Origin of the sequence: [Mycobacterium] manitobense, from assembly GCF_025821665.1 — a bacterium.
Taxonomy (GTDB): domain Bacteria; phylum Actinomycetota; class Actinomycetes; order Mycobacteriales; family Mycobacteriaceae; genus Mycobacterium; species Mycobacterium arseniciresistens.
In genome coordinates this window covers 26,241-38,988 of record NZ_JACKSJ010000228.1, presented here as the reverse complement: position 1 = coordinate 38,988, position 12,748 = coordinate 26,241, and the positions used below count along the sequence as shown (strand labels likewise).

11 protein-coding genes are annotated in these 12,748 nt (G+C 69.3%); 4 read left to right on the top strand and 7 right to left on the bottom strand.

The features are described from left to right. The 3 genes from H7I41_RS24675 to rpsA form a co-directional block, all read right to left on the bottom strand. Positions 1-559, bottom strand: a 559-nt coding sequence (locus tag H7I41_RS24675; protein WP_264015250.1) for a wax ester/triacylglycerol synthase domain-containing protein, incomplete at its 3' end; no start/stop codon positions are given. Between the two features lie 259 nt (positions 560-818). Continuing rightward, positions 819-1,997 carry a dephospho-CoA kinase gene (gene coaE / locus H7I41_RS24670; RefSeq protein WP_264015248.1) on the bottom strand — a complete coding sequence of 393 codons (1,179 nt, stop codon included), beginning with the start codon at positions 1,995-1,997 and terminating at the stop codon, positions 819-821. 136 nt (positions 1,998-2,133) lie between these two features. After that, positions 2,134-3,579, bottom strand: a complete 1,446-nt coding sequence (gene rpsA / locus H7I41_RS24665; protein ID WP_264015247.1) for a 30S ribosomal protein S1 — start codon at positions 3,577-3,579, stop codon at positions 2,134-2,136. Positions 3,580-3,750: 171 nt separating this feature from the next. On the opposite strand from rpsA, the gene H7I41_RS24660 reads away from it, so the two are divergent. Beyond that, on the top strand, positions 3,751-4,926 hold the full coding sequence (locus H7I41_RS24660) for a PrsW family intramembrane metalloprotease (protein WP_264015246.1): 1,176 nt from the start codon (positions 3,751-3,753) through the stop codon (positions 4,924-4,926). A 15-nt stretch (positions 4,927-4,941) separates the two neighbouring features. On the opposite strand, the gene polA is transcribed toward H7I41_RS24660, so the two are convergent. After that, complete coding sequence (polA, locus tag H7I41_RS24655; protein WP_308214657.1) at positions 4,942-7,671, bottom strand: DNA polymerase I; 2,730 nt, start codon at positions 7,669-7,671, stop codon at positions 4,942-4,944. A 10-nt stretch (positions 7,672-7,681) separates the two neighbouring features. After that, positions 7,682-8,572 carry a LysR substrate-binding domain-containing protein gene (locus H7I41_RS24650; RefSeq protein ID WP_264015245.1) on the bottom strand — a complete coding sequence of 297 codons (891 nt, stop codon included), beginning with the start codon at positions 8,570-8,572 and terminating at the stop codon, positions 7,682-7,684. 70 nt (positions 8,573-8,642) lie between these two features. On the opposite strand from H7I41_RS24650, the gene H7I41_RS24645 reads away from it, so the two are divergent. Further along, positions 8,643-9,317, top strand: coding sequence for an alpha/beta fold hydrolase (locus H7I41_RS24645; protein ID WP_264015244.1), 675 nt, complete (start codon positions 8,643-8,645; stop codon positions 9,315-9,317). Here H7I41_RS24645 and H7I41_RS24640 read toward each other — a convergent pair. After that, entirely contained in the window at positions 9,311-9,658 is a 348-nt protein-coding gene (locus tag H7I41_RS24640; RefSeq protein ID WP_264015243.1) for a hypothetical protein, read from the bottom strand. The two genes, H7I41_RS24645 and H7I41_RS24640, sit on opposite strands and share 7 nt — an antisense overlap. A gap of 163 nt (positions 9,659-9,821) precedes the next feature. Between H7I41_RS24640 and H7I41_RS24635 the strand changes: the two genes are divergently transcribed. Next, positions 9,822-10,259 carry a Zn-ribbon domain-containing OB-fold protein gene (locus H7I41_RS24635; protein ID WP_264015242.1) on the top strand — a complete coding sequence of 146 codons (438 nt, stop codon included), beginning with the start codon at positions 9,822-9,824 and terminating at the stop codon, positions 10,257-10,259. Continuing rightward, positions 10,259-11,470, top strand: a complete 1,212-nt coding sequence (locus H7I41_RS24630; RefSeq protein WP_264015241.1) for a lipid-transfer protein — start codon at positions 10,259-10,261, stop codon at positions 11,468-11,470. The genes H7I41_RS24635 and H7I41_RS24630 overlap by 1 nt, the downstream gene beginning before the upstream one ends. Before the next feature lie 12 nt (positions 11,471-11,482). Here H7I41_RS24630 and H7I41_RS24625 read toward each other — a convergent pair whose 3' ends face one another. Then, a complete protein-coding gene (locus H7I41_RS24625; protein WP_264015240.1) occupies positions 11,483-12,703 on the bottom strand; it encodes a branched-chain amino acid ABC transporter substrate-binding protein in 1,221 nt (406 codons plus the stop codon). Between the last annotated feature and the right edge of the window lie 45 nt (positions 12,704-12,748).

The window sequence follows — 12,748 nt, the reverse complement described above, 5'->3', positions numbered from 1 at the left end:
CCCTGGCGGTGCCGGCGGCCCTGCTCGCCCTGCTCCGCGGCACCGGCCGCGCGGCCGGTGCCGCCTGACTCGCCGGCTGCCTGGCCCAGGACGCCCGCACCTCCCGGTCATCGGGGTCTATGCTCAGCGACTCGCGCAGCATGCGCATGCCGGACACACCGTCGAGCAGCGCGTGGTGCGTCTTGGTGTACACGGCGAACCGCCCGCCTTCCAGGCCGCCGATGACCGTCGCCCTCCACAGCGGGCGAGTGCGATCGAGCAGGCCACTGTGCAGCCCGGACAGCACGCGGAAGAACTCACTGTCCCCGCCGGGAGCGGCCAGCCGGACCATCTCAAGGTGGTCGTCGAGGTCGATCTCCGTGTCATGGGACCACCGCACCGCAGAGGTGCCGCGACGCGTCTGCCGCGGGTGACCGGTGAAGACCGTCGCCACATCGGTGCAAGCCCGCATCTTCGCGAAAATTTGCTCGGTGAAGTCGTCGCCGGCGTCGGCCGGCGGCTCGAAGATCTGCAGCGAGGCGATGTGCATCGGATGCCGAGACGTCTCCAACTTGAGCATGACTGCCGCTTCCGGCGTGGCGAACTGCGGCAAAATAGTTTCCCCTTCAAGCGAATTCACGCAGATACACAGATGGGCACCTCGAGTCGGAACCAAGGAACCCAGCTGTGGCGACACGATGTGCCGGCATCCGGTGTCACCTGCTGACTCAAGCGCCCACCGCGATGCTACGCAGGAGAGCTCTTAGCCGCGCATTGAACAGGCAAATTAGCCCGGGCGTCAACGACGCCCGAGGGGACGCACTCTAGCGGCCTTCTCGCTAGGGCCGCCAGCCCGTGTCGTCGGCCCATGCGCAGGCACGCCGGTAGGCGTCGACGAACCACGGCTCCTTGGCGTCCGCGTAGTCCGCGGTGTTCGCCGGCGCTGCGGCCACCACCCGGCGTTTGAGTGCGAGGTACTCGTCGCGCGCCGACTCGTCCGCCCGCAGCCAGTCCCGGAACAGCAGCGCGAACCGCTGGTTGGGCCGGCCGTCGACACGCAGGTGCACATTGGTCGGCCGGCCGGGGTCGGCGGATGCGTGAACCCGCTTCTGCCACAGGGACGCATCGTCGGTGTGCGGGGTGTCCTCGGAGATGGCAGCGATCCGCGGATAACCCGCCGCCAGCAGTGCGTCGCGCAACTCGTCGGCGACGTCCAACGACGGGACGGTCACCTGCACGTCGATGACGTCCTTGGCGTCCAGGCCGGGTACCGCCGTCGAGCCGATGTGGTCGATGCGCACGGCGCGGTGCCCGCAGGCGGTGGCCAACCGGGCCAGGATGCGACCCGCCTGGTCCGGCCAGCCCGGGTCGGCGGGCACCAGCCGCGGCTGCGCCGTCGCGCAACGCCCGGCGTTGACATTGGCCGCGAATAGGACGATCCGGTTGTGCCACAGGTCCCGCGCGCGGGCGACGAGGTCGTCGGCGGTGCCGGAGTTGTCCAGCCATACATCGGCGACGGCGCGGCGCTGTTCTTCTGTCGCCTGGGCGGCGATCCTGGCCCGCGCGTCGGCCTCGGTGAATCCGCGGTGTTCGATCAGCCGGGCCACCCGCAGGTCCTCGTCAGCGTGCACGATGATCACCAGCGGGAACATCGGCGCCATCTGCGACTCGACGAGCAGCGGGATGTCCTCGATGATCACCGCATCGGCGGGGGCGGCGGCGATGAGTTCCTCGCGTCGTCTGCCGACCAGCGGGTGCACGATCCCGTTGAGGGTCTTGCGCTTCTCGTCGTCGCTGAAGGCGACCGCCGCAAGTGCCGGGCGGTCGAGCGCACCGTCGGGCCGCAGGATCCCGTCGCCGAACGCCTCGACCAGCGCGGCCAGGCCCTCGGTTCCTGGCTCGACCACCTCACGCGCGATCACGTCGCCGTCGACGACGATCCCGCCCAGTTCGTCGAACGTCGACGACACCGTCGACTTTCCCGCACCGATTCCGCCGGTCAGTCCGATTCGCAGCACGGGGACAGTCTGTCAGGACCCCGCGAACAGGAGGGAAGCGACCGGAGCAATTCAGCCCCGGAGACGACCGACGCCCCGGCTCGAATGAGCCGGGGCGTCAGCCGTTCTGACAGGTCTGTCAGATCAGGCAGCTATATCAGGCGTTGCCTGCGAGCTTCTCCCGAAGCGCCGCGAGCTGGGCGTCGCTGGCGAGCGAACCGCCGGCCGACTCACCCTCGGAACGCGACGAACCGTTGGCCGATGCGGGCCGTGCGGCCTCCTCGGCCTCGGCAGCGGCGAACTTCTCCATCTGCGCGGTGTGCATCTTGTGCCTGCGCTCCGCCTCGGCGTAGCGGGACTCCCACTCCTCACGCTGCTTCTCGAAACCCTCGAGCCATTCGTTGGTCTCGGAGTCGAAGCCCTCGGGGAAGATGTAGTTGCCCTGGTCGTCGTAGCTGTCGGCCATGCCGTACTTCGACGGGTCGAACTCGTCGGTGTAGTCCTCGTTGGCCTGCTTGAGGCTCAGCGAGATCCGGCGACGCTCCAGGTCGATGTCGATGACCTTGACCATCGCGTCGTCGCCGACCTGGACCACCTGGTCCGGGACCTCGACGTGACGCTCGGACAGCTCGGAGATGTGCACCAGGCCCTCGATGCCCTCCTCGACGCGGACGAACGCACCGAACGGCACCAGCTTGGTGACCTTGCCCGGCACGATCTGACCGATCGCGTGGGTACGGGCGAAGTGGCGCCACGGATCTTCCTGAGTGGCCTTGAGCGACAGCGAAACCCGCTCGCGGTCCATGTCGACGTCGAGCACCTCGACGGTGACCTCGTCGCCCACCGTGACGACCTCGGACGGGTGGTCGATGTGCTTCCAGGACAGCTCGGAGACGTGCACCAGGCCGTCGACGCCGCCGAGATCGACGAACGCGCCGAAGTTGACGATCGACGACACCACACCCTTGCGGATGGCGCCCTTCTGCAGCTGGTTGAGGAACTCGCTGCGGACCTCGGACTGCGTCTGCTCGAGCCACGCGCGGCGGGACAGCACCACGTTGTTGCGGTTCTTGTCGAGCTCGATGATCTTGGCCTCGATCTCCTTGCCGATGTACGGCTGCAGATCGCGGACGCGACGCATCTCGACCAGCGACGCGGGCAGGAAGCCGCGCAGACCGATGTCGAGGATCAGGCCGCCCTTGACGACCTCGATGACGGTGCCCTTGACGGCCTCGTCCTTCTCCTTGAGCTCCTCGATCGTGCCCCAGGCGCGCTCGTACTGAGCGCGCTTCTTGGACAGGATCAGGCGGCCTTCTTTGTCCTCCTTGGTGAGGACCAGGGCCTCCACCTCATCGCCGACGGACACAACCTCATTGGGGTCGACGTCGTGCTTGATGGAGAGTTCGCGGGAAGGAATGACACCTTCGGTCTTGTACCCGATGTCGAGCAAGACTTCGTCGCGATCGACCTTGACGATCGTCCCTTCGACGATGTCGCCATCGTTGAAGTATTTGATGGTCTTGTCGATGGCGGCGAGAAAATCCTCGGCCGAGCCGATATCGTTGACGGCTACTTGCGGCGAGGTGGCGACGGGACTTGGCATATTGTTGGGTTGCTCCGGACAGCTTAGGTAGTAGGGACTGTGAGTTGAGGACGTGCTGCACCCGCGATAGTGCACACAGGTGCCTATCGAGGCTACTCGACTAGGCGCACGCAGGACAAACCCGGGTCCAGCCTGCGGCCGTTCACCGGAACATCTGGCTACGCTGCTGACGTGCAACCAGGGGCGCCCGCAAACCACCGGCCACCGTATTACCACGGTCTGCCGAAACGGATCCGCAAAGTCGGTGTGCCGATCGGCGTGATCATCCTGCTCGGCACCGTGGTCGGGCTGCTCGTGATCGGCATGACCGCGCTCAACCCCGTCGGCGCCGCGATCGGTTTCGTCATGTCGACCGTCGCCATCGCGGTCGTGGTGCTGGCCTACCTGTGGCTCGACCGCTGGGAGCCCGAGCCGCTGCGGCTGCTGATCTTCGCGTTCCTCTGGGGCGCCTCGGTCGCGGTGGTGTTGTCGCTGGTGCTGGGAGCGATCTTCGAGGCGGTGCTCGACCCCGGCGGGGACGGGACCAGCGCGGTGTCGACATGGTTGGGCGCACCGCTGGTCGAAGAGGCGGCCAAAGGCGCGTTCCTGCTGCTCATGATGACCGGCAGACGGCGCAACGAGCTGAACTCGCTGACCGACTGCCTGGTGTACGCGGGCATCGTTGCCGCCGGCTTCACCTGGCTGGAGGACATCCTCTACATCTCTGCAGGCGAATCGCTGGGCGACTCGCTGGCCACGGCCGCGATGCGGCTGGTGATGGCGCCGTTCGCGCACTCGCTGTTCACCACCATGTTCGGGATCGGCGTGTACTACGCGCTGCACCGGCGCGGCGCGGGCGCCAAGTTCGGCTGCATCCTGCTCGGCTACGGCGCCGCGGTGTTCATGCACGCCCTGTGGAACGGCTCCTCGCTGCTGAGCTGGCAGTTCTACTTCGCGGTCTACCTGCTCTGGATGGTGCCCATCTTCGCGCTGGCGATCGCGCTGGGGGTGACGAGCCGGCGCAGAGAGCAGCAGATCGTCGCGGCGAAACTGCCGGGCATGCTGGCGGCCGGACTCGTCACACCGAACGAGGCGACCTGGCTGGGGTCGATCGGCGCCCGCAAGTCCGCCGTCACCGAGGCGTCCCGGCTCGGTGGCCGCGCCGCAGGCAAAGCGGTCAAGGACTTCGCCGCACAGGTCGTCGAGCTGGCGTTCGTGCGCGACCGCATCGACCGCGGCTTCGGCGATCCGCGGGTGTTCGCGCTGCAGAACGAGGAGGCCTACTGGGTCGGCGCCGCGCGGGCGGGCGCACCGGTGCTGCACACGATGGCGGGCTACCGCGCGATGGGCGGCAGGCCCCGCCGCTGAGCAGCTACCCGTCGCCTAGTGCGCAGCGGCGTCCCAACTGCGGCCGTATCCGACCGAGACCTCGAGCGGGACGTCGAGCGGATAGGCGCTGCCCATCTTCTCGCGCACCAGCTTTTCCACGGCGTCGCGCTCGCCCGGCGCCACCTCGAACAGCAGCTCGTCGTGCACCTGCAACAACATCCGCGACGACAGCCCGGCTTCCTCCAGCGCCGCCGCGGTGTCGATCATCGCGACCTTGATGATGTCTGCGGCGCTTCCCTGAATCGGGGCGTTGAGCGCCGCCCGCTCCGCCGCCTCACGGACGTTGCGGTTGCTGCTGTCGAGTTCGGGCAGGTAGCGGCGACGGCCGAACACCGTCTCGGTGTAGCCGACCTTGCGGGCCTGGTCGACGACGGACTGCAGGTAGTCGCGCACCCCGCCGAACCGCGAGAAGTACTGGTCCATCTGGACTTTCGCCTCCTCGGTCGAGATCTTGAGCTGAGCGGCCAGACCGTAGGCGCTCAGCCCGTAGGCCAGGCCGTAGGACATCGCCTTGACCCGCCGCCGCAGTTCGGCGGTGACCTCGTCGATGGGCACCGAGAACGCCCGGGATGCGACGAAGGAGTGCAGGTCCTCGCCGGTGCGGAACGCCTCGATCAGGCCGTCGTCCTTGGACAGGTGCGCCATGATGCGCATCTCGATCTGGCTGTAGTCGGCCGTCATCAGCTCCGCGTAGCCCTCGCCGACGACGAAGGCGTCGCGGATCCGCCGGCCGGCCTCCGTGCGGATCGGGATGTTCTGCAGGTTCGGCTCCGTCGACGACAGCCGGCCGGTCGCGGCGATGGTCTGGTTGAACGTGGTGTGGATCCGCCCGTCGGAGGCCACCGAGTTCAGCAGCCCGTCGACGGTGACCTTCAGCCGCGTCGCGTCGCGGTGGGTCAGCAGGTGCTGCAGGAACGGATGCCCGGTCTTGTCGAACAGCGACTGCAGTGCGTCGGCGTCGGTGGTGTATCCGGTCTTGGTGCGTTTTGTCTTCGGCATCTCCAGCTCGTCGAACAGCACCGTCTGCAGCTGTTTGGGTGAGCCGAGATTGATCTGCTTGCCGATCACCTCGTACGCCGCCTCCGCGGCATCGCGGATCTGGTCGGCGAATTCGCTCTGCAGCTGCTGCAACTGGTCGAGGTCGACCGCGATACCGGCGTGCTCGAGGTCGGCCAGCACCCGCTGCACCGGCAGCTCCATCCGGCCGAGCAGCGACGAGGAGTCGATGCGGGCCAGTTCCTCGTCGAGCGCCTCCGCGAGGTCGAGCACCGCGACAGCGCGCAGGATCACCGTCTGGACGGCCTGGTCATCGACGCCGTCGGAATCGTCGAGCAGCGAGAGTTGTTGCTGCTCTTGGTTTTCCGCCCGCAGCTCACGGCGAAGGTACCGCAGCGACAGATCGTCGAGGGAGAAGCTGCGCTGTCCCGGGCGCACCAGGTAGGCCGCCAGCGCGGTGTCGGAGGTGACGCCCCGCAGCGTCCAGCCGCGCCCGGCCAGGTCGTGCATCGCCAACTTGGCCTCGTGCAGCGCCTTCGGCGGCCCGGGGTCGGCGAGCCAGGACGCCAGGGCCGCCTCGTCCTCGGGATCGAGTGTCGCGGTGTCGATGTAGCGGCCCTCCCCGTCGGCCGCGACGATGGCCAGCGCGGTCGCGTCCGCGTCGTAAGCCAGATGGGTGCCGACGACGGCGAGGCCGAAGCGGTTGCCCAGGCTGTGCTCGGACAGCCAGGCCGCCAGCTCACCGGGTTCCAGGGCACGACCGTTGTAGTCGAACCCGTGCTCGACCTCGGGGTCGACCGAGGCGAGGGTCTCGAACAGCCGGTCGCGCAGCACCCGGAACTCGAGGTCGTCGAAGAGCCGGTGGATCTGGTCGCGGTCCCACGGCTGCATCCGCAGGGTGTCCGGGGTGTGGGCCAGCGGCACGTCCTTGACCAGGTCGGTCAGCTCACGGTTGAGCACCACGCTGGACAGGTTGGCCCGCAGGGCGTCGCCGACCTTGCCCTTGACCGTGTCCACCTGGTCGACCAGCGCCTGCAGCGATCCGTATTCGGCGATCCACTTGGTGGCCGTCTTCTCCCCCACGCCAGGGATGCCCGGCAGGTTGTCGCTGGGGTCCCCCCGCAATGCGGCGAAGTCCGGATACTGCGCGGGGGTCAGGCCGTACTTCTCCTGCACGGCCTCCGGGGTGAACCGGGTGAGCTCGCTGACCCCCTTGCGCGGGTACAGCACGGTGACGTTGTCACTGACCAGTTGCAGTGCGTCGCGGTCACCGGTGACCACCAGCACCCGGTGCCCCTCCGCCTCGGCCTGGGTGGCCAGGGTGGCGATGATGTCGTCCGCCTCGAACCCCGGCTCGGCCAGCACGGCGATGCCGAGCGCGACGAGCACCTCCTTGGCGATGTCGATCTGACCGCGGAACTCGTCGGGCGTCGACGAGCGACCGGCCTTGTACTCCGGATACTTCTCGACGCGGAAGGTCTGCCGCGACACGTCGAACGCGGCCGCGACATGGGACGGGCTCTCGTCGCGCAGCAGGTTGATCAGCATGGCGGTGAACCCGTAGACGGCGTTGGTGGTCAGGCCGCCCTGGGTCTTGAAGTTCTCGGCGGGCAGCGCGTAGAACGCCCGGTACGCCAGCGAATTGCCGTCCAGCAGCATCAACGTCGGCCTGTCGTCCGTCGCGGCGGCGGCCTTCTTCTTGTCGGTGGCGGTACGGGCGGGGCTCACCCGCCTAACTCTAGGCACCGCCCCCGACACGCACGCGCTCCCGGGCCATGCCGACCAGGACGCGGGCCGCCGGGCTCATCGGACCACCGGCCCGCCATGCCAGCACCAGGCGGCCGCGCAGCTGCGGCGTGATCGCCACCGGGTGCACGTCGTCGCGGGACCGGGACACCGACTGCGGCACGATCGCGACCCCGAGCCCGCGTGCGGCCAGGTCGGCGAGTTCGACGGGCGTACTCGCCTCGAACGCGATCCGGGCGGCGACGCCCGCTGCCGTGCACGCCTCGTCCAGCCTGCGGCGGATGCCGGTGCCGGCCGGGAGCGCGATGAGCGACCGGGCGGCCAGCGCGGACACCGAGGCCCGGGTGCGGCCCCACCACGGGTCGCCGCGCCCGACGACCGCCTCGATCGCCTCGTCCGTGGCCACCTCGACCGCCAGGCCGGCGGGCACCTCGTCGGGGCCGACCGAGGCGATCGCGAGGTCGAGCCGCCCCGACTGCACGCCGTCGATCAGCGCGTCGGAGTCCTCGGTGCCGAGCGTGATCTCCACGGCCGGGTGCGCCGCATGGAAAGACGCGAGCAGGGCGGGCATGTCGACGCCGTGCGCCGTCACGGTGCCGATCGCCACCGAACCGCGGACCAGGTCGCCCAGTTCCTCCACCGCGGTCCTGGCGTCGGCCACGGCGGCCAGCGCGGCACGTGCGTGCGGCAGCACCGCCTCGCCCGCCGCGGTGAGCCGCACCGCCCGGCGGGTGCGGTCGAACAGCGGCTGACCCAGTTCGCGCTCGAGGCGGGCGATCTGGGCGCTCACCGCGGGCTGGGCGACGTGCACCCGTGCGGCCGCCCGGGTGAAGTTGGCCTCCTCGGCCACCGCGACGAAGTATTCGAGCTGACGGATCTCCATAAGCGTTGATTATAGTTTTGCGCGCACATTGGTATTGGACTTATAGCAGCTCCTCACGCACCGTCGAAGTATGACCACCTACGTGCTGATCCCCGGCGCCTGCCACGGCGCCTGGTGCTTCGAAGACCTGACCGACGCCCTGCGCGGACGCGGCCACCGTGTCCTGGGCTACACCCTCACCGGTGTCGCCGAACGCGCCCACCTGGCTCACGCCGGAGTCAACCTCGACACCCACGTGACCGACGTCGTCACGGCGCTGGGCGCCGACACCGACGCCGACGACCTCGTGCTCGTCGGCCACAGCTACGGCGGCATGGTGATCACCGGTGTCGCCGACCGCATCCCGGACCGGGTCGACGCGCTGGTGTACCTCGACGCGCTGGTGCCCCGCGACGGCGAATCCTGTTGGCACCTGGTCAACGACGAAGAACGCGAGTGGTACCTCGACGTCGACGACACCGGCTACGGGGTGCCGCCGATGCCGTTCTTCGACCCGCGCGCCACCGCACACCCGCTGGCGTCCTTCCTGCAGCGGATCCGGCTCACCGGCGACCTCGGCCGGTTCCGTCGGCGCGACTTCGTCTACGCCCTCGACTGGCCCGGCGACTCGCCGCTGCGGTCGTCCTACGAACGGGTCCGCGACGACGACTCCTGGAACGTCCATGAACTCGACGGCAAGCACAACCTGATGCGGGACAAGCCGGACGACGTGCTGCGCATCCTGCTCGACGCCGGAAGTCAGTAACCGAGCAGCGTGCGGAACCGCTGCCCCACCGCCATCGACTCGCCCATCCGCCGCACCCAGCCGTCGAGTGCCGCCTTCGTGTCGGCCGGCTCGAAGCCGTTCTCCTGGGCGATGGCGATCATGCCGGCCTCGTCGGTTACGCCGCGGGCCTGCGCCTGGCGGGCGAGGTCCGCATAGTCCTGCAGAGAGAAGCCGTTGATCGGCTGCCAGATCGCGTCGTCCACGGCGACCGGGCGGGTCGACGGCCCACCGAACAGGGCCGGGTCGACCGGTCCCGCGCCGCGCACGTACACGGTGCCCGCCTGCTGTTTCGCTTGCTTGGCCTTCGTGAACAGTCCCATGATGTCTCCGCATCTCTCCCGGGTCTCCGACGCTGCTGTCCGAGACGAATGTCCGGTGCGGTACGAGTCCACAGCGGAGCGGCCGCTACCGATCCCGACTTCGCAGCGATGATCAAACTGGAACACGTTTCAGTTCTGCCCGGTCGGTCGGTACGCTGACCGCGTGTCAGAAGCAGCAACGCAACCGGCCGTCGACGGCTGGTTCGCCACCGACGGGTCCGGAACTCCCTATCTGCTCGGCGGCAAGTGCCACCAGTGCGGCACCTATGTGTTCCCGCCCCGCTCCGGTAACTGCCCCAACCCCGGCTGCGACGGCGATGACCTGGCCCAGGTGCCGCTGTCGCGGCGCGGCACGCTGTGGAGCTACACCGAGAACCGGTACGCCCCACCGCCGCCGTATCCGTCGCCGGATCCGTTCGAGCCGTTCGCCGTGGCCGCGGTCGAACTGGCCGACGAAGGCCTGATCGTGCTCGGCAAGGTGGTCGACGGCACGCTCGCCGCCGATCTGCGGGTGGGCATGCAGATGGAACTGACGACCATGCCGCTCTACACCGACGACGACGGCGTCGAACGCATCGTCCACGCCTGGAGGATCGCCTGATGAGCCCAGCAACAGCGCCCGAGCCGCTCTACATCCTCGGCGCCGGGATGCACCCCTGGGGCAAATGGGGCCGCGACTTCACCGAGTACGGCGTGGTCGCGGCCCGTGCCGCGCTCGCCGAGTCGGGACTGGACTGGACGCAGATCCAGCTGGTCGCAGGCGCCGACACGATCCGTAACGGCTATCCCGGCTTCGTGTCCGGTGCGACCTTCGCCCAGAAGCTCGGCTGGAACGGCGTGCCGGTGTCGTCGAGCTACGCGGCCTGCGCCAGCGGATCTCAGGCCCTGCAGAGCGCGCGCGCCCAGATCCTGGCGGGGTTCTGCGACGTCGCCCTGGTGATCGGTGCGGACACCACCCCCAAGGGCTTCTTCGCGCCGGTGGGCGGCGAACGCCGCAACGACCCCGACTGGCAGCGCTTCCACCTGATCGGCGCCACCAACCCCGTGTACTTCGCGATGCTGGCGCGTCGGCGAATGGACCTCTACGGCGCCACGCTCGAGGATTTCGCGTCGGTGAAGGTGAAGAACGCCAGGCACGGGCTGGAGAACCCGAATGCCCGCTTCCGCAAGGAGACCTCGATCGAGGACGTGTTGGCCAGCCCGGTGGTCTCCGATCCGTTGCGGCTGCTCGACATCTGCGCCACCTCCGACGGTGCGGCGGCGCTGATCGTGGCGAGCAAGGCGTTCACCGAGAAGCACCTCGGCTCCACCGAAGGAGTGCCCTCGGTGCGGGCGGTGTCCACGGTGACCCCGCGCTACCCGCAGCACCTGCCGGAACTTCCGGACATCGCCACCGACTCCACCGCGGTGGTGCCCGCGCCCGACCGCGTGTTCAAGGACCAGATCCTCGACGCGGCCTATGCCGAGGCCGGCATCGGGCCGGAGGACCTCAGCGTCGCCGAGGTGTACGACCTGTCCACCGCACTGGAACTCGACTGGTACGAACACCTGGGCCTGTGCCCGAAGGGTGAGGCCGAGCAGCTGTTGCGCAGCGGCGCGACGGCCATCGGCGGACGGATCCCGGTCAATCCGTCGGGCGGTCTGGCCTGCTTCGGCGAAGCCATTCCCGCCCAGGCGATCGCGCAGGTCTGCGAACTCACCTGGCAGCTCAAGGGCCAGGCCACCGGACGGCAGGTCGAGGGTGCGACGGTCGGCGTGACGGCGAATCAGGGTCTGTTCGGCCACGGCTCGTCGGTGATCGTGGCCCGCTGACGGCCCTGCGGCTCAGCGCTTCTCGACGTCGTAGAGCCAGACCGTCGGCTCGGTCAGTTCGCCGTCGGCCGCCCAGCGGTAGCGGTGCGCCACGCCCTGGCCGTCGTAGCCGCGGATCCATTCGGCCATCTGCGGGCGGGTCAGCATGCCGGCGTCGATGCCGCGCAGCATGATGGTCGCCAGGTCGTATCCGACGGCGGCGAGATCGCCTGGCGCACTGTCGAACTTGGCCGCGAAGTCGTCGGAGAACCAGCCCGGGTCGGGGCCGTAGGGCAGCGCGACCGACACTCCGTCGGGGTCTTCGCCGACATAGCCGAACAACGCCTCACCGTCGGCCTCAGCGGCCGAGAGCAGCGCCGCGCCGACGCCGCGCTCGCGGAGCCGTTGCAACAATTCGCCCGCCTGCGCCGCAGAACCACCGAAGTACACGGCGTCCGGCGCGGCCGTGCCGATCGACTCGGCGATGGCGTCGATGTCGTTGTCTCGCAACGTCTGTGGTCCGTCGCAGCTGACGAGTGACGGGTTCAGCGCGGTGGTCACCGCCTGCGCGAGACCCGAACCGTGCGGCGTCCCGTCGTCCGCGACGCAGACCCTGCGGTAGTTCGCAGGACCCGTCAGGTAGCGCGCCACGGCGCTGCCCTGCGCGGTCAGCCCGGCAATCCCCCGGAAGAAGGCGGCGCGGCCACCCGCCGGGGCGGTGTGGGTGCCCGCCGACGCGGCGACGGTGACCAGGCCGCTGCGGGCCAGGGCGTCTCGCAACGCGTCACTGATCTCAGACGACGCGGGGCCGATCATCCCGATCGTGTAGACGTCGTCGACGATCTGCAACCCCGCTCCGGGCGGCATCGGGTCGGCGCCGTCGGTGTCGAGTTCCTTGAGCTGCACCTGGCAGCCGGGGTTGGCGTCGTTGTGGTCGTCGACGGCCAACCGCACCCCGTCGCGGACGCCCGTCCCCGTCGGCGCGCGAGCGGTGGTCAGCGGCCCCGCGACGGCGATGGACACCAGCGCACACACGGCCTTGCCGTCACCGGCCGGGTCCACCGCACCCGGCGCCGGATCCGGCCTGTCGAGAACCGCGCCGTCCATGCCGATCTCGGCCCTGGGGACCAACGCGAAACGGGTCGGTTGCAGCCGCACCGCAGCCACCACGCCTGCGACCAGCAGCCCCGCCAAGGCGACCGCGGCCAGCACGGTCACCCGGCGACGCGACCGCCGCACCCCCGGCTCAGTCACGCCGCACTCATTTCCCCCCGCTCACCACCGACGAGCCCCTACGCT